This is a genomic window from Paenibacillus sp. BR2-3, assembly GCF_046529485.1.
Taxonomy (GTDB): Bacteria; Bacillota; Bacilli; order Paenibacillales; family Paenibacillaceae; genus Paenibacillus_AQ.
The window spans coordinates 699,914-722,186 of record NZ_CP126311.1 but is presented as its reverse complement, the minus strand read 5'-3'; the positions used below and the strand labels follow the sequence as shown (position 1 = coordinate 722,186).

Annotated in this window: 16 protein-coding genes and 2 pseudogenes; 3 read left to right on the top strand and 15 right to left on the bottom strand. The window is 48.4% G+C overall.

Annotated elements, in window-relative coordinates; all coding sequences use genetic code 11:
* Window positions 1–100: 100 nt before the first annotated feature.
* The 5 genes and pseudogenes from htpG to PaeBR_RS03430 all read right to left on the bottom strand — a co-directional run.
* Window positions 101–1,981, bottom strand: coding sequence for a molecular chaperone HtpG (htpG, locus tag PaeBR_RS03450; protein WP_410513517.1), 1,881 nt, complete (start codon window positions 1,979–1,981; stop codon window positions 101–103).
* Window positions 1,982–2,422: 441 nt separating this feature from the next.
* Window positions 2,423–3,121: a VOC family protein gene (locus PaeBR_RS03445; RefSeq protein ID WP_410513516.1), complete on the bottom strand. Its 699-nt coding sequence runs from the start codon at window positions 3,119–3,121 to the stop codon at window positions 2,423–2,425.
* Window positions 3,118–3,930: a pyrroline-5-carboxylate reductase gene (proC, locus tag PaeBR_RS03440; protein ID WP_410513515.1), complete on the bottom strand. Its 813-nt coding sequence runs from the start codon at window positions 3,928–3,930 to the stop codon at window positions 3,118–3,120. Before proC ends, PaeBR_RS03445 begins: the two co-directional genes overlap by 4 nt.
* Window positions 3,931–3,942: 12 nt before the next feature.
* On the bottom strand, window positions 3,943–4,767 hold the full coding sequence (locus PaeBR_RS03435; RefSeq protein ID WP_410513514.1) for a MetQ/NlpA family ABC transporter substrate-binding protein: 825 nt from the start codon (window positions 4,765–4,767) through the stop codon (window positions 3,943–3,945).
* Window positions 4,767–5,447: pseudogene (locus PaeBR_RS03430) on the bottom strand (uroporphyrinogen decarboxylase family protein); the annotation flags it as partial. The pseudogene PaeBR_RS03430 and the gene PaeBR_RS03435, both read right to left, overlap by 1 nt.
* Window positions 5,448–5,665: 218 nt before the next feature.
* Between PaeBR_RS03430 and PaeBR_RS03425 the strand changes: the two are divergent.
* The 3 genes from PaeBR_RS03425 to PaeBR_RS03415 are packed head-to-tail and all read left to right on the top strand — an operon-like array spanning window position 5,666 to window position 8,549.
* A complete protein-coding gene (locus PaeBR_RS03425) occupies window positions 5,666–6,871 on the top strand; it encodes an amidohydrolase (RefSeq protein WP_410513513.1) in 1,206 nt (401 codons plus the stop codon).
* Window positions 6,868–7,893 (top strand): methionine ABC transporter ATP-binding protein, encoded by a 1,026-nt coding sequence (locus PaeBR_RS03420; RefSeq protein WP_410513512.1) that lies wholly within the window; start codon window positions 6,868–6,870, stop codon window positions 7,891–7,893. Before PaeBR_RS03425 ends, PaeBR_RS03420 begins: the two co-directional genes overlap by 4 nt.
* Window positions 7,890–8,549 carry a methionine ABC transporter permease gene (locus PaeBR_RS03415; RefSeq protein ID WP_410513511.1) on the top strand — a complete coding sequence of 220 codons (660 nt, stop codon included), beginning with the start codon at window positions 7,890–7,892 and terminating at the stop codon, window positions 8,547–8,549. The genes PaeBR_RS03420 and PaeBR_RS03415 overlap by 4 nt, the downstream gene beginning before the upstream one ends.
* A gap of 107 nt (window positions 8,550–8,656) precedes the next feature.
* Here PaeBR_RS03415 and PaeBR_RS03410 read toward each other — a convergent pair whose 3' ends face one another.
* The 10 genes and pseudogenes from PaeBR_RS03410 to PaeBR_RS03365 all read right to left on the bottom strand — a co-directional run bounded on the left by PaeBR_RS03410 (window position 8,657) and on the right by PaeBR_RS03365 (window position 22,272).
* Window positions 8,657–9,124 carry a HEAT repeat domain-containing protein gene (locus PaeBR_RS03410; protein ID WP_410513510.1) on the bottom strand — a complete coding sequence of 156 codons (468 nt, stop codon included), beginning with the start codon at window positions 9,122–9,124 and terminating at the stop codon, window positions 8,657–8,659.
* Window positions 9,125–9,580: 456 nt separating this feature from the next.
* Window positions 9,581–11,653: pseudogene (locus PaeBR_RS03405) on the bottom strand (TIM-barrel domain-containing protein); the annotation flags it as partial.
* A gap of 46 nt (window positions 11,654–11,699) precedes the next feature.
* Entirely contained in the window at window positions 11,700–15,413 is a 3,714-nt protein-coding gene (locus PaeBR_RS03400; protein WP_410513509.1) for a TIM-barrel domain-containing protein, read from the bottom strand.
* A 110-nt stretch (window positions 15,414–15,523) separates the two neighbouring features.
* Window positions 15,524–16,879, bottom strand: coding sequence for an ABC transporter substrate-binding protein (locus tag PaeBR_RS03395; RefSeq protein ID WP_410513508.1), 1,356 nt, complete (start codon window positions 16,877–16,879; stop codon window positions 15,524–15,526).
* Window positions 16,880–16,885: 6 nt separating this feature from the next.
* Window positions 16,886–17,713 carry a carbohydrate ABC transporter permease gene (locus tag PaeBR_RS03390; protein WP_410513507.1) on the bottom strand — a complete coding sequence of 276 codons (828 nt, stop codon included), beginning with the start codon at window positions 17,711–17,713 and terminating at the stop codon, window positions 16,886–16,888.
* The gene (locus PaeBR_RS03385) at window positions 17,703–18,587 is read right to left on the bottom strand and encodes a carbohydrate ABC transporter permease (protein WP_410513506.1); all 885 of its coding nucleotides are present in this window, start codon (window positions 18,585–18,587) and stop codon (window positions 17,703–17,705) included. The genes PaeBR_RS03390 and PaeBR_RS03385 overlap by 11 nt, the downstream gene beginning before the upstream one ends.
* An 18-nt stretch (window positions 18,588–18,605) precedes the next feature.
* Window positions 18,606–19,631, bottom strand: coding sequence for a LacI family DNA-binding transcriptional regulator (locus tag PaeBR_RS03380; protein WP_410513505.1), 1,026 nt, complete (start codon window positions 19,629–19,631; stop codon window positions 18,606–18,608).
* Window positions 19,632–19,928: 297 nt separating this feature from the next.
* Complete coding sequence (locus tag PaeBR_RS03375) at window positions 19,929–20,090, bottom strand: hypothetical protein (protein ID WP_410513504.1); 162 nt, start codon at window positions 20,088–20,090, stop codon at window positions 19,929–19,931.
* 439 nt (window positions 20,091–20,529) lie between these two features.
* Entirely contained in the window at window positions 20,530–21,360 is an 831-nt protein-coding gene (locus tag PaeBR_RS03370) for a carbohydrate ABC transporter permease (RefSeq protein WP_410513503.1), read from the bottom strand.
* Between the two features lie 12 nt (window positions 21,361–21,372).
* Entirely contained in the window at window positions 21,373–22,272 is a 900-nt protein-coding gene (locus PaeBR_RS03365) for a carbohydrate ABC transporter permease (protein WP_410513502.1), read from the bottom strand.
* Window position 22,273: the final 1 nt, after the last annotated feature.

Here is a 22,273-nt window from a genome sequence, read left to right as displayed (position 1 = left end):
GTCTTGGGGTCTAGATCCTAAGCGGATCAGGCACAAATAACCCGCACTGGCGGGAACCAATACGGGTTATTTCTCAACTATCTGTTAGCAGGTCCAATCATTAAACCATGATCTTGCAAATATCATTAGTGAACTCTACCGGATCACCGACAGGCAGGCCTTCAATCAGCAGCGCCTGATTGTACAGCAGGTTCGTATACAGGCCCAGCTTCTCTTTGTCATTGGCATGGGCGGTCTTCAGGGAGTGGAACACCTCATGATTGATGTTGATTTCCAGCACCTTATCCGCTTGAACATCCTGGCCGTTAGGCATGGCCTTCAGGATTTTTTCCATCTCAATGGATACTTCGCCCTCTGTGGAAAGGCAGACCGGATGGGTTTTCAGACGCTTGGACGCTTTAACGTTTGTCACCTTGCCGGACAGGATGCTTTTCATCGATTCAAAAAGATCCTTATTCTCATTCTCTTCCGCTTCCGTAGGCTTATCCTTCTCATCCGCTTCAATTCCCAGATCGCCGCTGGATACGGATTTGAACTCTTTCTCTTTATATTTCATGATTACGTTAATGGCGAATTCGTCGATATCGTCCGTAAAGTACAGAATCTCGTAACCCTTATCGGCTACCAGTTCGGTTTGCGGGAGCTTCTCTATTCTTTCAATCGATGGACCGGAGGCATAATAGATATACTTCTGATCTTCCGGCATTCTCGACACATATTCATCCAGAGTGACCAGCTTCTTCTCCTTGGAGGAGTAGAACATCAGCAGATCCTGCAGCGTTTCTTTATTCATTCCATAGTCGTTGTATACGCCGAACTTCAATTGTCTGCCGAAGGATTTATAAAATTGCTCATACTTCTCTCTTTCATCCTTCAGCAGGCTTTGCAGTTGGCCTTTGACTTTATTCTTGATGTTCTTGGCAATCATCGTTAATTGTCGGTCATGCTGCAGCATCTCTCTGGAGATGTTCAGGGACAAATCCTCGGAATCTACCATCCCTTTAACAAAGCTGAAGTAGTCAGGCAGCAGGTCTGAACACTTGTTCATAATGAGGACACCGTTGGAATACAGCTCTAAGCCCTTCTCGTATTCTTTCGTATAATAGTCGAATGGCGTATTCTCCGGGATGAACAGGATGGCATTGTAGACCACTGCTCCATCGGCGCTGATATGAAGATGCTTAAGCGGCTTATCGAAGCCGTAACGCTTCTCCGCATAGAAATTCTCGTAATCCTCAGAGGTCAGCTCGCTCTTGTTTTTGCGCCAGATCGGCACCATGCTGTTGACGGTTTGCTCTTCAAGGACTTCCTCGAATTCATCGCCGCTGCCCTCTTTAGGACGCTGGCTTTTCACATCCATCTTAATCGGGAAGCGGATGAAATCAGAGTATTTTTTGATAATCGACTTCAGGCGGTATTCTTCCAGATACTCATCATATTGATCATCTTCGGTATTTTCCTTGATCTTAAGAACAATCTCGGTTCCTACGGAATCCTTCTCGCAAGGCCCAATCGTGTATCCGTCTGCACCCTGTGATTCCCATTTGAAGGCCTCATCGCTGCCCAAAGCCTTGCTGGTTACAGTAACAGTGTCCGCTACCATAAATGCGGCGTAGAAACCAACCCCGAATTGACCAATGATATTATGCCCGTCTTTGGCTTCATTCTCTTTCTTGAAAGCCAGGGATCCGCTCTTCGCGATTACCCCGAGGTTATTCTCCAGCTCTTCCTTACTCATGCCGATACCTGTATCGGAAATGGTCAGGGTTCTGTTGGCCTTGTCTACTGCAACCTTGATGAAGTAATCCTCTTTGTTGAATACCAGCTGCTCATCGGCTAAGGCTTTGTAATAGATTTTGTCGATGGCATCACTGGCATTGGAAATGAGCTCTCTCAGGAAGATCTCCTTATGCGTGTAGATGGAGTTAATCATCATTTCCAGCAGTCGTTTCGATTCGGCTTTAAACTCTTTTTTGGCCATGGATCGGTTAAGTCTCCTTTCAATATAGGAAAATAAGATGGGTGAAGGAAAAAAGTTATGTAGCTGCTGATCAGCCTGTCGAAGAATTAGCACTCCAAAGAGCAGAGTGCTAATTCTTCTTTTTATATAACATATACAGATTGGGGAGTCAAGAATGAAGCTGGGAAAAGAGGGGGTAACCCCTCGATTTCCCAATTTTACATGTGCCAGAAAAAAAGAGAAACCCTAAGTCATGAAAATGACTGGGTTTCTCGACAAGCTGAACGGCATTTCTGCCGTTTTCCGAATCAAGTCTACGAGGATCGAACCCTTTACCATATCATCGCTAGGAATCTCTCTAAATTCAGTAATTTATGATCATATTCACGTAAAAACATATTCCCCTTCACCTATGACTAGGGTCTTCCCTTGTAATTCGGGTGTCTCTGTACTGAATACAAGCTACGTTAACCGCTGGGCATCTCCTTGCTGAAACACAAAGGTCTTGTCGCCGATGCCGAGTTCCACCGAACTTTTGTCCGCAGACCTGGATGCGGCAGCGAACAGCCCGAATAACTTCTGCCAATGCGCTGCAACCGCAGCCGGGTCGGATACGGAGAAGACTGCCAGACGGATCTCTACGTTACCTGCCGGATGAGGCTTCACTATCCCCGAGCCGATGAGGTTGTCCAGGCGCTCGGCGTCGGTTTCCTTCCATTGAATAACGAACGGGTACACAAGACCTTGATAGTCTCCCTCGATCGTCATCATCCGCCATTCAATCCACTGCCCGTGCGTGTTCAGCCGTTTACCGTCCAGAATGGGCGACACCGTCAGCCCCTGCGTTGTTAACCAATCTGCGGTCTGCTCAATGTCATTGGTTCGGAGCGAAACACGGCTAAAAACTTCACGTTCCGGAAGTGACTGGAGGGCATCATGAACAACGAGATTGGATGTTCCGACCTGCGATGCCAATTCACGGTCTTCAATACCCAGAAATTCAATGTAAGTCAGGCCAAAATAGCTGAGCGCATTATATGTGCCCCACAGCTTGTGCGAGCCGCCCTGGAATGCAATTAGTCCATTTTCCTGAAACGACCTGATCGCCTTGTCAAAGTCATTGACATAATGAACGGTATGATCCCAAAGAATGGTTGTCATGAATGACCCTTTCCGAGTTCGGTTGTCCGCTTGACCGCAGCCAGTACGCTTCGCTGCAGACCAGCCGCAAAATCGCTGTTATTCAGTTCATACAGCCCGTTAATCCCGACGCCTCCCGGTGAGTTATTAATGTCGAGCAGTTGTCGCGGATGCAGCTTGGTATGCCGCAACATCGCGACAGCTCCCGTTACATTCTCAAGAGCGACCTGCCACGCTTGTTCCCGCGGGAGACCGGCGAGCACGCCGGCGTCGGCCAAGGATTCGATGAAATAATAAACGTAATTCGGTCCGGCTACGCCATATCCGGTGAAAATATCGATAAGCGATTCGTCCAGATACTGCACTTTCCCGAATCCGTTTAAGAAATCGTCCACTTGTTCTTTGGCGGCAAGAGCGTTTAGGGCCGCTCCGCTGTATCCCAAACCCGTATCGGTCAATGTGTTCGGAATAACGCGTATAATAGAGCGGTCGTCGCCGATGTAACCGACGAGCTTCTCGATTGTCACGCCGGCCACAATGGACACGATTGCACTTTCCTTTGCGGCATGCTGACTAATGATTCGGCCGACTCCGGCCAGATTGTCCTGGGGCCGGACCGCAATGATAATAAGATCAGCTTCGGCCAGCGCTGTTTCCTGACGGACTCCTGTCTGAACACCATAGGTTTCGTTTAAAAATCGGATGCGTTCGTCATTGATGTCTGCCACGCTGATATGCTCAGCCGCTGCGGTGTGGTTGCTAATGATCGCTCGAATAATCGCTTCAGCCATTTGGCCACCGCCGATGAAATGAATTCGCTTCGACGCCATGCCCATCACTCCTTAGTTGGTTTTCCAGGCTTCCGGAAGAATGAAGCCATTATATTTTTCTTGGGAATTGATATAATCTTCAAACTCCTTGGATTCGTAAGCGGCTTTCAAGTCCTTCGCCCATGGGGTGTTTTCGTCTTTCTTGTTGATGGATACGATAATACGGTGCTGCTCCGGGGTATTTTCGATTTTCAACGCTTCCGTAATTTTTCTGTTGGCATTAGCAATATAGTTCCCGTTAACTACCCCAAAATCCACATCCTTCAAAGATACCAGGATTTGGGCCGGATCCAGCACTTCAAGCTTAAGATTAACACTGCCCGGCTCAACACTATTGAGGTTGAAATCTGTCGTACCCGCATCGGCTTTTACTTTTACCCAACCGAGCTCTTCCAAAATACGAACAGCGCGTTCCTGGTTAACCGGGTCTTGAGGGAGCGCTACCGTTGAACCCTCCTTTACTTCATCCAGAGACTTGTGTTTTTCGGAGTAAAGACCCTGCGGCGCACCGGGGGAGAATGCAAGTCTCGCCATGTCCGCGTTCAGTTCCTTATTAATAGCTTCCATGTAAGCCGTGCTTTGAAAAATACTGGCGTCGATGGAGCCCTCTTTCATGGCCGGATTGACCTGCATATTCTGCGAGAATGTTTTAATTTCAACTTTGTAGCCTTTTTCCTCCAAGATCGGCAGTATGCCATTGCGGAATTGATCTTCATACGTACCAACACCAAAACCGACGGTAAACTCCTTTTTATCTCCGCTCGCTGCATCTTGCTTTCCGCAAGCACTCAGTACCAGAATAAGCCCCGCCAATACAACCACTAACCATTTTTTCATTACTTTCTCCCCTTTTCATGTATAGAATCATGGAATTGTTGCAGAGCTTCATCGGTTACACTAACTGGAATTGCGCAATTCGGCGCCAAAATAAACGGTTGATCTGCCATCAGCTCCAAAGCTTCTTTAGCTTGTTCGCGAATACGGGCGATGTCATTTCCCGCAAACAAGGCGTGGTCGACGCCGCCCACTTTTGTTGCTTTCAGCGGGGCATCGAGACTGACATTACCGGGTGCCTTCGTGTCCCAGCTTATGCCGTCGATGCGATAATCGTTGAACCGCTGCGGCTGGGAATTCGCTCCGCATGTATGTAGTATGGTTTTCCCGTAGGCAGCTGCCTCCAGTACGATCGAATCGTAAGGTCGCGAAAACTCGTTGAATGCCGCCTCATCAAACAACTCCGGATGAGCGGTGCCGGTCACGGCGTAGAACAAGCCGTCCAGTCCAACCTTGCCCAGTTCCTGTACGTAATCCGCCAGTGTCCATGCTATAGCATGGAGCGCATGATGGACGCCCGCCCTGTTATCGCTAAACAGAGAGGTAAGGGAAACCGGATGTTCACTACCGTAAACCGTATCCCTGATATATGCCGATTGACCGGCAAGGAACAATAAAACCGTTAATGGCGAAAAAATTGTCTGTAGCAGCGGAGTATCTGGTAGCCCTTGTCTGATTAATCGCGCTGCCTCAAGCTGTTCAGAGCTTCAAAACGTTCTTTCTTTTGCCATTCTCCCATCATGTTTCCTCCCTTTCCCAACAAAACGCTACTGGCCTCTTCACATATCCCGTTAAAACACATATAATTAATTGGATTAATCGGATATTAGCATACCTGAAATGAAAACGTCAATGAATTTTGGACTGGATGAATGGAAGCAAGTTAATCAGGAGGGATATAATGGAGTATTCATTGCTCGGATCGGAACCAGCTTTAACGAGTCGGTTAATTGAAGTTCGCCGTAGCCTGCACAGGGAACCGGAACTTTCCAATGAGGAAATTAAAACGACGGAAAAATTGCGGAAATGGCTGACTGAAGCGGATATTCGGATTCTCGACTTGCCGCTGAAGACGGGTTTGATCGCCGAGATCGGCACAGGTAATAAGCCCGTGGTGGTGATCCGGTGCGATATTGACGCGCTCCCGATTCAAGAGCAAACAGGTTTGCCGTTCGCTTCGGAAATTCCCGGTAAAATGCATGCCTGCGGCCATGACTTTCACACGGCGACGATATTAGGCGCTGCCTATATATTGAAATCCCGGGAGTCCGAGCTGCCGGGCACCGTTCGTGTTCTGTTCCAGCCCGCCGAGGAGACGGGTCACGGGGCTAAAGAGGTATTGGCGTCTGGCGGCCTGGCGGATGTGAGCGCCATCTTTGGACTACATAATAATCCGGACTTGCCGGTAGGGACCTTCGGGACGAGGACAGGCGCTTTAACGGCAGGAGTCGACAGGTTTGAAATATCGATTCGCGGAACAGGCGCTCATGCCGCTACACCGGAACGCGGCGAAGATACAATCGTCACGGCAGCGCAGATAATCATGGCCTTGCAGACGATAGCCAGCCGGGTCACAAGCGCAATAGAACCGGTTGTTCTAAGCGTGACAAGAATTCAGGCTGGGAACACATGGAATGTTTTACCGGAATTAGTGGAAATGGAAGGCACCGTTCGCACTTACAATGAGGAAATCCGGCGCATGATTCCGGAGAAAATCCGGCAAATTATTCGAGGCGTCGGAGCCTCCGCCGGTGTGAAAGCCGAGCTGCTGTGGACTCCGGGGCCTCCTGCTACGATTAACGACGCGGAGTGGGCCGATTTCACCAAAGAAACAGCCGCCGGGGCAGGTTATGAAGTCGTTGACCTGGCACCGCAAATGGGCGGTGAAGATTTCGCATTATATCTGCAGACCATTCCAGGCGCATTCGTAAATATCGGCACAGCCAGTCGTTTTGCACTTCATCATCCGCAGTTCACCGTGGATGAAGCTGCATTAGTGCCTGCGGCACGCTATTTCGCTTTGCTGGCGGAAGCTGCACTGACCAAGCTCGTTTTGAAACCTGCATTCCGATATGAAGACAGAAACGAGAGGAATAACAACCTATGATCGAGTTGATAGAAGTTAATAAAACTTTTCAGCGAAAAGAAATGATTAATGAAGCGCTAAGAGGGGTCAGTCTAAAGGTGGAGAAAGGAGACATTTTTGGCGTAATCGGCTACAGCGGAGCAGGCAAAAGCACCCTGATCCGCATGGTCAATTATTTAGAAAGACCGACAAAGGGTCGGGTGATTGTCGATGGCCAGCCTCTGGACGAGCTGAACATCAATCAATTGCGGGCGATCAAGAAGCAAATCGGTATGATCTTTCAGCTTTTCAATTTGCTTGATTCCAAAACCGTATATAATAATGTCGCGATACCGCTCATTTTGCTGAAGAAATCCAAGAAAGAAATTCATGAACGGGTGACCGAACTGCTCGAATTCGTCGGCCTCAGCGACAAAGCTGGCAGTTACCCGGATGAATTGTCAGGCGGACAGAAGCAGCGCGTTGGCATTGCGCGGGCACTAGCTTCCAATCCTTCGATTCTGCTATGCGATGAAGCAACCTCGGCGCTGGATCCGCAGACTACGCAATCTATTCTACAATTGCTGAAAAAGATCAACGCCGAGTACAACATTACCATTATGATCATTACGCACGAAATGGCCGTAATTCAGGAAGTTTGTAATCGGGTAGCGGTAATGGAGAATGGCGAGATCATTGAGCAAGGAACGGTTCTGGAGGTGTTCGGAGATCCGCAGCACCCGACGACGCGTAATTTTGTGCGGACGGTGCTTCATGACAGTGTTCCCGGCAGTGTCAAAGAGACGCTTCAGGAGGTAGCCGGCCGGCGGTTCTTCAAGTTGGAATTTATCGGACAAACCGCATCACAGCCCATTCTGAATATTTTGATTCGGCAGTATGAAGTGGACGTGAATATTTTATTCGCCAATATATCGGAAATTCAGGGAACGACACTTGGCAGCATGATCATTCAGCTAAACGGGGAAACATCAGCGGTTGAACGGGCGGTTTTCTTTCTGAAAGAGCGCGGGGTTAAGGTGAAGGAGGTAGAGGAAGAGCTATGATATCGACAACGATAACAATAGATCAGTTTTTACAGGCGATTTACGAAACCATATATATGGTAGGGGCTTCCCTGTTGATCGGGTCCCTGATCGGGATTCCGCTCGGCATTTTGCTGGTCGTTACCCGTTCCGGCGGCGTGCTGGAAAACAAAGCGGTTTATTCGATCCTCAATCCGTTTATGAACATTATCCGTTCCCTGCCTTTTATTATTTTGTTAGTCGCTATTATCCCGTTTACACGCTTCCTGGTGCATACGTCCATCGGGACGAATGCAGCGATTGTGCCGCTGATTATTTACATAGCTCCATATATCGGGCGATTGGTGGAAAACTCGCTGCTCGAAGTAAACCCAGGGATATTGGAAGCGGCGGAAGCTTTAGGGGCTACACCCTTTCAGGTGATCTGGCATTTCCTGTTGCCGGAGGCATTCGGTTCGTTGATCCTGACATTGACGACGGCTACCATCGGGCTGATCGGCGCGACTGCGATGGCCGGAACGGTCGGAGGCGGAGGTATTGGCGACTTAGCGATATCTTACGGGTATCAACGCTTTGACACTTTTATTATGCTGGTTACGGTGTTTGTGTTGATTGTCTTTGTACAAGGCATTCAATCCCTCGGAAACAGGCTTGCGCGGAAAGTTCGACGTCACTAGATTCGTGGTTTAACAACGAGAAGCAGTGCAAAAAACCTCTTTATTAAAACTAAAAGAGAGGTTTTTGCATCTACTTCATATCTTATAGTTCCAAGCCTAACTCCTGCTTACTTCACGTCTTTGCCGTTTCTGCCATTTGCAGGTGCCGATGCCCAGATCTTTTCGAGCCACTTGTCAAAATCAGCGCCCTTTTCGCCTTCGTAGATGTCGTATACGTCAACTCTCATCTTCTTCAGCTTCTCTTTGAACTCTTCATACGTATGGTCTTTCGGCAGGCTTTTCTTGATTCTTAATACGATTTTGGATACGCCTTTAACCAATTCAGGTTTGTTCTTGGACGGTGCCTTTATATCTTCGTCGAATGCTTTCAGCTTCAGGTATGCTGCTTCTTGAACGGTATATACAGGATCACTGGTCACTAAGCGTGTCAGGATATCGATCGTTTGTTTGTTCTTCCACTGGCTGAGCTCTTCGACCGCAGCCAGACGTGCTCTCCAATCCGATGTGCGGTTGGCCGCCTTTTTCAGTTCCTCATAATTTTCAGGCAGTTCATATTTTGATTCTTCGTTATCCAAATGACACATTTCCCTTCTTGTTCAATCTTTTATTGTAGCCGATAGTACATTTTACCGCACTGTACTCGTTGTTTACAATCTTTTCACTAAAACTGTTTATTTGCGGATTTATAATTATAATGGTTTTTTTATCCTTTGCTTATCCATCCTATACAAAAACGAACCCCGGTTCGTGACCGCGGCTCGTTCCATGCCTATTTTCAGCAGCCTAACTTATTTTTGAATCACGCATGCCCATTTATCCTGCTGAGGGGACTTTATGACACATTGATAATGAATACTGTCATAATACCAGCCTGCGTTGACGGTACTTAGCTCCTCTGCGGATTGAACCTGTAGCAATTTCCCCACTGACTGCGGCTCTTTCAGCAGGTTTTTCACAATCATGGTAAGGAATTCGCGCCGGTTCTCATATGCTTTGTGCTCATAGTGATAGCTTAGATCAAGAGTTGCCTCTTGCTCATCCATAACAAAATTCAAACGGTTATAGTCCCCCTGCTTATAACTGCCGGTTAAACCGTCGTCTTCATATATTTCATATTCACTTACAGGAATGTTCCCGACTGATGTCCCGCTGCGGTAAAAATTCACGGTTAACGTCTGCCAGCCGGCATCGGTTGTATGTGGGGTCACGCTGGTTTCCGGGAGAATCGCTCCCGCTTTCACATACATTGGAATCCGGTTGAGCGGAGCAAAAGCCATCAAGTGCTGCCCACCCTCCATACGGTCCCCCGTCCAGTAATCGAACCAAATTCCTTTGGGCAAATAGACGATGCGGTGCTCTGTGTTGGGCCTATAAATGGGTGCAACAAGGATTGCGGTGCCGAACAAAAATTGGTCAGACAGATAATACGTGTTGTGATCATCCGGGTACTCCATCACCAGCGGCCGCATAATGGGCAGTCCCGTTAATGAGGCTTCCCGGAAGTATGAATACAAATACGGAAGCATCCTATACCGCATATGAATGAATTCACGGCAAATCTCCTCCACCTCCGGCCCGAAGCGCCAGGGTTCCTGATAGAGCGTCTTATGGGCACTGTGATTGCGGCAGAGCGATGAGAATATCCCCATCTGTGTCCAGCGGACAAGCAATTCACCGGATGTCGAATGCTCGAAGCCTCCGATATCCGATCCGCAAAAGGCAACCCCCGATATCCCCAGATTCATGCTCATAGGCATGAACATCGCCATATGCTCCCAGTAGCTGCGGTTGTCCCCTGTCCACACGGCTGCGTACCGCTGAATACCGGCATAGCCGGCGCGCGTCAGGACAAATGGACGCTCTCCGCGCAGGGAACGGGACAACCCTTCGTAGGTGGCCTTCGACATGGCGAGACCGTACATATTGTGCCATTCCCCATGCGAAATGGGATTTCCATTGTTCCGGTGCACTACATCCAGATCCATTGTTTTGGAATCACAGCGGAACACGCTCGGCTCATTCATATCGTTCCAGATTCCGCTGATCCCCATATCAGTATAAAACTTGTGGAGATCTCCCCACCAGCGGGAGGCTTCGTCATCCGAGAAATCCGGAAAGACGCTGGGGCCGGGCCACACTTCACCTGTAAACGGAACGCCTTCATCCTTGGTGCAAAAATATCCGTTCCGATCCCCTTCACGATATACCTTGAACTGCCCTTCCACTTTCACACCCGGATCTACGATGGGTACGATGCGGAAGCCCATCAGCTTCAGCTCGGCAATCATGCCTCCGGGATCAGGAAACTGAACAGGATCAAATGTAAAAACTCTAAATTCATTCATATAGTGGATGTCCAAATAAATCACATCGCAGGGAATTTGCTTGGCGCGGAAACTGCGGGCAAGCTCCAGCACCTCTTCCTGATTCATATAGCTGTAACGGGACTGCTGATACCCAGCTGCCCACAAAGGCGGCATATCCATGCGTCCGGTTAGTCCGGTATAGCGCATAGTGACCTCTTTTAACGAAGGCCCGGCAATATAGTAGCCATCCAGGACACCCGTTTCCAGGTCAATCCGGTAGGTATCTGCATCTACCCTCATATCCAGGGTGAGCTTCCCCGGATTGTCCAGAAAAAGTCCATAGGCTTTGCCTTCATAGTGATGAACCAGCACCGGAATGGACTGATATAGCGACTCGGTATCCGCCACATGGGGCGAATATACATCCGAGTTCCACATCGTATACCGTTCGCCGCGTTTATTCAGGTAACCCGTAGTCTCTCCAAGTCCGTATATCTGTGAGCCCGCCGTCATCCTGCCGCGGCATTGAAGGTGCTGCTCTCCGCTGAAATATTGGTGATTATTGCATACGGCTATGCCGTCCAGATCCACGATATCAAAACACATCTGCACCTTATCCACTCGAACGTTCAGCACACCGCCATGAATAATGACCTGTGTTTCTGTCTCGGTAATCTGTATAGGAAAAGAATCACCATTCCCGGAAAGTATCGCTGCATAAGCAGGCAGCACGTTTGTGGGATCATGCGAAATTGATGTCCCTGTAATCCGCACTACATAGGCGTTAACCCACTGCACCAGAATCGTCCCATTCTGCCCTTTAACATGCTGATCCCTCCCCCGCTTACAGGTTTATACGAACTTGCTGCTCTCCCGGCAAACATGTAATCAATACATCCTTACCGCGAACACAGTAGCTCTGCTCATCCAGGGCCAGAACATCGTCCACACGCTTTAAGTCCGTCCCATGGATAGCTACAGAGCGCACCTCCTCCATCCCCCGTACAATCCAATAGCTGGGTTCAACCGCATTAGAGACCACTGTAAAATGCATGCTTTCGTCTTCCAACCTGCCGTGCAGTGAAATTTGGCAGCCCAAATCATCCTGAAAAACATAATTCAGTTCCTTCACCGGGAACATCATAAAGGCCAATCGTTCATAACCATCCACCCTATTTCCCACGTGTGCGCCGAGCTGCAATTGCTCATCCAGATTCAGAGCAATGACCCGGTCCTGGCGTATAAATACAGGAATCTGATCCAAATCCGCCGCTACTGCAAGCGACCGGCCGCCCTCTATCCGTTCGCCGCCAAACAACGAAATCCAGCTTCCCTGCGGAAAATACACCCGTTTACTGTAATGTCCTTCATCCGTAATAGGCGCAATCAGCAGACTATCTCCGAACATATATTGAGTCGTCATGGCTGAACACGCCTTCTCTTCAGGAAACTCCACAAACATCGCCCGCATCATCGGTTCGCCGGATTCACTGCTGTGCATAGCCTCTGCATATACATACGGCAGGATGTTCATCCGGATATCCGCGTATTGTTTGTATAGCCCGATTACTTCCGGTTTGCCTGTACGCGCTGCGATATTCCACGGGGTGCGGTCCTGGTTAAATTCACCTTTTGTCTCGGCATGATATTGCATGACCGGACAGAACGCTGCCATTTGCGCTGAGCGGATAAAAAGCTCCGCTGTCGGAATATCCCCGTGAAATCCGCCCAAATCCCAGCCCCAAAAAGGAATACCGGACATTCCGCTCGTGAGGCCGGCAATTATCGAGGCCCGAAAAGCCTCATAGGTAGACCGTTCATCCCCCGCCCAGTGCATCGGATATTTCTGCGCTCCGCTGTAGCCGGACCGGCTGAAGGTGAGACCGTTGCCGTTCCTGTGTTCCTGCACATAATCGTAGTAGCTGCCGATATAATCCAGCGGATAACGATTGTGCATGCCCGCCGCAGACGTTCCGTCCGCAAAGGCCAGATCATGTCCGAGAATGCATTCGCCGCCGTCCGTCTTAAACCCGTCAATATCCACTTCATCCAGCAAATATTGACGCTTGCGGAACCACCACTCACGGCCCGCTTCGTTTGTAAAATCGATCAGCAGACAATCCTTGAACCAATTATACGGAATACGGTAAGGATCACCGTTGGACCGGTGAATATGGTAGTGATTCTCCAGCATTGCCTTCTCATCGTTGTCTTTCTGCTCATGCGTAATGCCGTACATATACTTCTGAATGGGAATCTGCCATAGAAGCACCTTTAACCCGTTGTCATGGAGATCCTTCACCATCTGCTTCGGATTTGGCCAACGTCCCCATTCCGGATAGGTAAAGTCGCTGTACGACAGCATCTCATCACCCTCTACTGCTTCATACTGCGCATCATTGAAGATATAGAAAGTAGCCTCATCGCTCCACTGTTCCAGCACAATGACGGTAGAAGGGATCTCATATTGATTCGTAAGTTCAACCTGCTTCATCACTTCGGCCTGACTGTCCCAATTATTGCTGGACATCCAGGGTCCGAACGACCATTTGGGCGGCAGAACCGGTTTGGCGGTCACATTCGTTAATTGCTGAATTAAGACTAACGGCTTACCCAGAAATAAAAATAACGACAAACCCGACTGCGACGATTCTAAATCCGCTTCAATTTCCAGTACATCCGACTCCCGGGAACCAAAATGAAACTGTGAATACATCGTCGTATCCAAAAAGCAGCCATATCCGGATGAACTCATGTAAAAGGGTACCGGCATATAGGTCTTTAATCCCTGACTGCGGTATTCGTTATATACATGATTATCGAGGCTGTAGCCACGGTACTCCATGCGTGCATAACGTTCCCCCATGCCGTACATGTGTTCACCGTCCTGGAGTAACAGATTGATGCGGGCTTTGTAAACCTCCGGGCTGCCATCCGTCAACACTTCGAAGGGAACCTTTCCCGAACCTTGAACCGATTGCACAACGGCTTCATTCAAGTCCCCGGTAATTTGCCATGAAGTCTTCCCTGCTGTCTGGGAGATTTCCAAGGTATACCCACCAAGCGGCAATGAATAATGGGCCTCTGCCTTAGCGCCCGCTCCTTCCACCCGCTCCGCCATCCACTTCAGCTGCAGCTCCAGCGCATGATTTTGCCCTTTGATCAATTGCAATGTCGGCATCGTGTTCATTTCCGGCAGAGCAGCAAATTGCAGCAGCACGCGATCTGCTTCAGAGACTACTCCGGTAATCTCGCCCAGCGGTTTCCAATCTCTTACCCGAAAAGCAAAGGACTCCGAGACTGCCGTAGCTTCGGCCTCCTGCACCTTGAAGCGGTAAACGACCTCTTGGCTGTAGTGAAAACGGCCAATCGCAGCCTGCCACACCTCCTCGCCGTCTGCCGCCTTTTCCAGTGTCATCGGGGTTTCCCTGAACTCCCCGCCATCTACGCTATACTCTACCCATACCCTCTGGGTTAATTGACGCAAAGGGACTGTCATCATATGAAGGAACACCAGTTCTCCAGCCTGCGGGTAACGCGGCGTACGTTCATGGGGAGCATAGATATATGGATCATCCGTACCGGCAGGTTCATGCTGCATATGAACAAGTTCCGTATCGGACAGGCTGCCGTTTCCCCGTATTGCCGTGTTAAGCGCTTCTGCTGCAATGCCGTACAATGTGGAAGCCAGCGGACTTGCCGGAACTGTACCGTTGTTCTTTTTTAAGTCGTAATCGTAGTAAAGCTGTTCCCTGACCGTACCGCAATCCACCACCGGCAGCTCCAATGCATTGACGCTTGTTTGCAGTTTTGCCGTATGTTCTACTAACAGCTTTGCTTTCGCGAGATCGCCTTTTTCCGTATAGTACCAAGCCAACAGGCTGCTAAGGTCAGGACGCTCACAACCTCCGAAATATAAATCGCTTTCTGAGAAGCGCACTCCCTTGAATAGCAGCTCCCGTTCCACGACAAACAAGGCTTCGATTAAGATGCGGTCCTCGATCCCGAGCAGACCGAATGGAACGGCTGCCAGTATAATATCGCCATAAATCTCCCGTCCGCCCAAGCAGCTGACCACTTTGCCATCCTTAAGCAGGTTCGCAAACAGCAATTCCCGGATATTCTTCAGCAGCAGCTGCAGCCCGGCAGCCGTAACAGGATCTGCCCCATCTTGATTGGACCAGGACGGCTGCACAGCCAGCACAGCACCATACATAATCGCCAGATTGCTCAAATAAACCGCAGGCTCTTTACCGGGAACCTCCAGCCAATGAAGCTGAGGCTCTTTCCAGTGCAGGCTTATCTCCAGCAGCGCCCTTGCCGCCCCTTCTTTCAAAGTGGTAATCAGCGACATATCCTCCGTCACATTCGTATATTCGCCCAAAATCCACAGCCAATAGGATAGATCCAGCAAGCCCGGCGCATCCTGACCCCGGAGAATAATATCCATTTCACGCAAAAAGCTCACGGTCTGCGCTGAATTCTTCATCCGGAGCTCCGCATAACAGTTGAACGCTTGATCACGAATCAGCTGAGTGTTCTCCAATATTTTTGTCATGTCTCATTCACCCCGTATCGGTAACTTTAGGCCAAAGCTGCAAGAAAAATAAGGGATCGTCCCTAAACGACGACCCCTTATTCTTTAACCGGATCATCCAAACCTTCGTACTACTCTTTCATAATGGCTTCCAACTTTTTCTGTGCATTGCCCAGAGCCGTTGGAACATCTGAAGAGCCGAGTCTTGCTTTATCCAGTTCTTCACCTACTGCTGTCGAAAGCTCACCCCACTTTTCAGGCTTCGGACCGACAGGAGGAAGAACCAGGGAATCCAGTGCTTCGATAATTTTCTTTTTCGATTCAGGTGGCGTCTGCTTGAAATACGTATCCAGCATCTTCTCATCGGATATCGCCGGAATACTCCAGTTTTTCTCGATTCGGGTATTCACAACATAAGGATCTGAAGACATAAACTTCAGGAACTTCCACGCCGCATCCGTAACCTTGGTGTTCGCCGACACGACTAACCCATCCGCAAAAAAGTGATGCGCCTTCTGTGTATTTCCCGGTTCCAAAGCAATATCCCACTTGAAGCCGGCATCCGCAAAACGTGCCATATTCCAGATACCCGTGCGGTACATCGCGATTTGTCCGGCCTTGAACGCGTTTACATCCGCATCCGGCTGAGAGAACGTATCGTCGTTCAGCGGCGGGGATACCTTATATTTGGAGGCTTTATCGATCATCCACTGCAGGGCTTCCACGTTAGCCGGGCTATTCACAGTCGGCTTACCATCGGCATCAAAGATCCCGCCGCCGTTTTGGGCGATAGTTTTGTAGAACTCATAGAACTGGATTGGTGAATAAGTCCCCCAGATCCCCATTTTCGCATCGGTCAATTTCTGTGCTGCTGCGAGCTCATCCTTCCAGGTCCAGGAATCCTGCGGATAAGCTACCTGTTTCTGATCAAACAGATCCTTGTTATAGAAGAGCACCACGTCCGAGAAGCTCTCCACGATCCCCATCTGCTTGCCGTTATATTTGAATGCGTCATAAGCAAGCTTCTTGTATTGATCGGCATTGAAATCCTTGTCGCTGGCAATGGTATCCGACAGATCCTTCAGCACATTTTGCGAGGCATAGATCATAAAATTCTCATAGCCCACTTCGAATACATCAGGAGCCGTACCGGAAGCAATCGTCGTATTCAGCTTAGTTGTGTAGTTCGCATAATCTACGATTTCCAGGTCGATCTTGATGTTCGGATTCTGATCTTCAAACTTCTGGATCATACCCTTCAAGGTTTCTTCTTGCGCCCCGCTTGCGGTGTACTGCATGAACTTGATCGTTGTTGTCGTTTCCGGACTGGCTTTGACCGTTTCTGTACTTTTGTTGACACTCCCTGATTCCTGTTTCGGCGAAGAATTACAAGCTGCTGTCATTACCATCAGACTGAGCAATACAAGACATGCCAGACCCTTTTTGACCACTTCGCATCTCTCCTTTAAAATTCTTGTGCCCTGCATTTCCATCTATTTTATTCCACTCATTGTAATGCCCTTTATAAAATGCTTTTGGGCGAAAAGATAAACAATGAATATCGGAATAAACGAAATCACGTTGCCAGCCATTAACACGTTCCATTCTGTGGCCCAGCGTCCTTGCAGCCTGCTAAGACCCAGCGGCAAGGTCATCAGATCGGTATCACTCGTAATAATCAGGGGCCATAAGAAGTTATTCCATGAACTCATGAATGAGAAAATCAATAAGGTAGCCAGTACCGGCTTACTCAGTGGCAGAATTACCTTCCGGAACACCTGGAAGTAGGATGCACCGTCAATATAGGCCGCCTCCAACAATGAGTTTGGAATGCCGATCATATGCTGTCTTAGCAGGAAAGTGCCATACGCACTGAAGATTCCCGGGAGAATCAGGCCCGCCATCGTATTTGCCAAATGCAGCTTTTGAAAAATAATAAACAGCGGGGTCATCGTTACCTGCATCGGCACCATCAAAGTGATCAGGAACAAGAAGAACAAGGCTTCCCTTCCTTTGAATTCGATCTTGGCGAACACGAAGGCTGCCATGGAACAAACCAGTAATTGCAGACCCGTTGAAATAACGGATACGATTACGCTGTTCCATAACGACTTGAAGATCGGGAAATACTTCTGAATCTCCGTGAAATTTGCAAAGTCAAAATGAGATGGAATCCACTGCGGCGGCATTTGGACAACCTCCAGGCTATCTTTGAAAGCCCCGCTGACCATCCAGATAAACGGGAATACAAGAATAATGGAAGCCACGGTTAAGAAGAAATGAGTTGTAATGTTTTTGCGCAAGTTAGAGTTACTTATCATATACAACCCACCTTTTTTGCAATTGGTTCTGAACTACCGTAACCACAAAAATAATAGCGAACAGCACCCAGGATTGTGCAGAGGCGAAGCCCATTTTATTATTCATGAAAGCGTTCTTATAGACCTGTTCCACAATCGTGCTCGTACTTCCGGCCGGTCCGCCGCCCGTCATAATAATGACCTGATCGAATAACTGGAACGAATTTATGAGCGAAATCGTCATGACAAAGAATAACGCGGGAGTGAGCAGCGGCAGTGTAATCCGGAAAAGCTGCGTCAGCGAGCTGGCCCCATCCATCTGGGCGGCTTCATAGTAATCATCCGAAATTTCCTGCAGCCCCGCCAATAGAATCACCGCAATAAAGCCGACATCCTTCCACACCGTAACTCCGATTACAGCCGGCAGTGCCCAGTGGAAATCCTGCAGCCAGATCGGGCCGTCAATGCCTACCAGCGACAGGAAATAATTAATGAGTCCGCTCTGACCGTTCAAGAACCACCGCCATACAATGGAGACGGCAATCCAGGAGGTAATCACAGGGATAAAGATCATGGCCCTGTAGAATTTGACCCCCCTCATTCTGCGGTTCAGCAATACGGCGAGAAAAGTGCCCAGGATAAGCACCAGCGGCAAATAACCGGCAATAAACTTGAATACATTCAATAACGAGGTGTATGATTTCTCATCCGTGAACACCTTTGCAAAATTAGCAAAACCCACAAACTTGGGTGAGGAGAGCATATTCCAGTCGGTGAAGCTGATAACGCCCGATGTAATCATAGGAATGAGCTGAAACAGCAGCAGGCCTAATAGACTGGGAAGTAAAAACACAACGATTGCTGTACGCTTCAACCATTTGTTCTGACCAACCATGTGATGACTCCTTTCGGATCAGTTTAATTTTCTCACCGTTTCCCGCTCCACGATTGAAATCGGCTGCAAAGTCACGCTATGATCCAAATCCTTTTTACCCACGAGCACATCCATCAGATGTTTGGCTGCATCAATACCACGAGCCTTAATATCCTGATGCACCGTTGTCAGTCTTGGATAGAAAATATTCGATAAGGAAATATCATCAAAGCCGATCACCGAGATATCAGCGGGTACTTGCAATCCTGCCTGTCGCAGACCGTTAATGACCCCAAAGGCCATCATGTCCCCCGTAACAAATACAGCGGTCATATTCTTGTGTTCACTTGCGATCAAACCTCCGGCTTCCAAGCCGAATTCATAACTGACCTGACCTTCCAGGACAAGATCATGATCGTAAAATAAATTCGCCTCCTGAAGGGCTTTTTTATAGCCGAGGTACCGTTTCTCCACAACACCGTCTTTACGGATCATCCCCGTCACCAGACCAATATTGGTGTGACCGTTGTCAATCAGATGCTTCGTAGCCAGATAACCGCCCAACTCATCGTCGATCCTGATTTTTTTGAAAGAATCATCATTTATGTAGCTGTCGATCAGCACAATCGGAATATCCACCTTTTTCAATTCTTCATAAAAGCTTTCCTGGTAAATCCCCATAATGACCGCCCCATCCAAATTGCGCTGCATGGTCAGGTCCAGATAGCTTTGGCCTTTATCTACGCCGGACATGAGGATGTGATATCCGCGCTGACGCACCTCCGACTCAATTCCGCAGATCAAGTCACTGTAAAAAGGATTCTCCAGCAGTAGTCTCTTCTGATCCTCAGTCTGCGGAATAACAACTCCGATCAGATTGGAGCGATTGCTCGCCAAGCTTCTCGCCGAATAGTCCGGGATATAATTCAAGGCTGCAACCGCATCCTGAATTTTGAGCAATGTATCTTCAGAGACCTTACCCTCCCGGCCGTTCAGTACGTAGGAAACTGCGGCGGTGGAAACTCCGGCTCTCTCCGCCACATCCTTGATTGTTGTCCGCTTCATCACTGCACCTCTTCTTGAAAAATCATTTAGCTATGTATCTGATCATACTTGGTTAACCGCTTAAGTTAATTATATGTATGTAAGCGCTATTATTCAAGATATTTTTGAAAAATAATTCCGTTATATGAATATTTCTAGTTAAGCGCATCACTACTAGAGTTGTCGAGAGCTATGAGAAAGGATTTGAGCAGCCTATAACGCAAAAAAAGCTAAATAAGCTGTCATCGGCAGAATACCGGATGCAGCTTATAGCCTATATAAGTTGAACTTATGAATTTTCTAAAATGGATTTACCCGCTAACTACAATGAATGTTGGACTTCCGGCCGCTGCCCATCTCCAGATTTCTTGATGTGTACCGCTGTCCGCGGTTGAAATCCGGAGACCCATGCGACCGCTGCCGCTTTTCGGCAATCGTTCCGTCCTCTCTGCTCGGTTCAGCGTAACCCTTCAGGTCCATCTCAAGCTTTGCTCTTTGGTTTACTGGCCTTGCCTTGGCGTATGAGCATTAGCAGGAAAAACTCCCTTTAATTCAGGCAATAAACCGTTTTTTAGAGAATTAAAGGGAATTTATACCACTAATCCGGCCATAATGAGGCGAACACTCACATTAGAGGGAGAAATTCCCGTTATTTAATAACGCGCAACACAGCGGAGGACCCTACGGGATTCTGGAGATACGATAGTTTCGCCTATAACAGCGATCGGAGGACCGCTCCGAACCCTTAGTCGCTTGATTCACGATCGGTCAACCGCTGATTTTGGTTTTGAGCCGGTATTCTTTAGTTCAACTTATCTAAGGCTTTATTTCAATGTTTTTCTAAACCAGATTATATAGTCTAAGCTTAGTCGTTTCGACTCTTAACTACTGCGAGTTATTCCGTTCTCTTATTTTCCTGTTATTTACTGCCGGTGAACGTAATTCCCTTAATAAAGAAGCGGTTGAAGAACGCATAGATCAGCAGTGCCGGGAGCGTGAACACCATGGACGCAGCCATAATATAATTCCAATGGCTGATGTATTGCCCCTTGAAGGTATTGAGCCCTAGCGTCAGCGTGAACATCGACTTGTCAGACATGAACATGAGTGGCTTCAGGAATTCGTTCCATGCTCCCATGAATACGAAGATCGTCTGGGCCGCTAATGCCGGTAAGGCCAACGGCAGAGCAATACGGAAGAAGGTCCCGAACTTATTGAGGCCGTCCATCTCGGAGGCCTCCTCCAGCTCTTTCGGAAAGCTCAGGAAGAACTGCCGCATCATAAAAATAAATGTCGCATTCACCATCATCGGCAGGGTCAATGCAGCATAGGTGTTCAACAAATCCAGTTGTTTCATGATCAGATACGCTGGCACGATGGTTAACTGGCCCGGGATCATCTGTACCGCCAAGATTAGGAAGAACATCACCTTGTTTCCGGTAAAATCAATACGGGCAAGCGCATAGCCTGCCATGGAGTTGAACAAGGTATTGCAAAGCGTCGAAACTACCGCAATAAATGCGCTGTTAAACATCCACCTGAGGAACAGCGGTTCTTTAACGAAGATATCATAATAGTTTTGAAAGGTGAACTGTTTCGGAATAAAGTTGATGCCCCCAGACACGATCTCGCTTAACGGCTTAAATGAAGAGGACAAGGCCCATAGGAAGGGTGTAACTGTTATACAACCGTATCCGAACAACAGAACGTAAAGAATCACCTTTCCCCATTTGGAATGTTTAAATACCACCTAATCATCCTCCTAGTTCAGCTTCTCTTCGGCGAACAGCTTGCGCTGAATCAACGTTACGAGCATTATGACCGCAGCCAGCATGACAGCCAGCGCGGATGCGTAGCCGAAGTCGAGATTTTTGAAAGCGTATTGATAAATAAGCAGCGCCACCGTCAAGGTGGAGTTATTCGGACCACCCGAGCCTGCCGAAAAAATATACGATTGATCGAATAGCTGAAAGGTCCCGATGATTCCCATAACGACGGTGAAGAAGGTGGCGGGCTTAATCATCGGGACTGTAATGGAAATGAACCGCCTCCAGGCTCCTGCCCCATCCAGCATCGCAGATTCATATAGCGCGTCAGGGATATCTTGCAGCGCAGCCAGGTAGACAACCATAAAGAATGGAGCGGTAGACCATATATTCATAAGCATGATCCCCTTGAGGGCGACCGCAGGATCTCCAAGCCAGTTGTAACCATGCAAACCCACGAATTCCAGCACCCGGTTTAAAAGACCGTTTGAATTGTATATCCACATAAAAATAAGCGACAATACAGCCGAAGAGGTTACGGTCGGCATAAAGAATACGATTCGAAAGAAATTTTTATATTTCAGCTTGGCATTCAAAATAACGGCAAGCAAAAGCGCAAACGCCGTTTGCAGCGGCACAACGAACAGCGCGAAGGATGCCGTATTCTTTAACGCGATCCAGGCTCTTTCGTCACTGGCCATACGGGCAAAATTATCAAATCCGACCCATTTATAACTGACTTCACCAAGCAGGTCGACCTTATGCCCTGATAAATAAAGTGAATAAACAACAGGCAAGAACAAAAAAGTACCCAGCACCAGAAGGGTTGGAAGCAGGAACAGATAGGCGGTCACATTATTTTTCAGCTTCTTTCGAAATGATGAGACTTGGGTCATG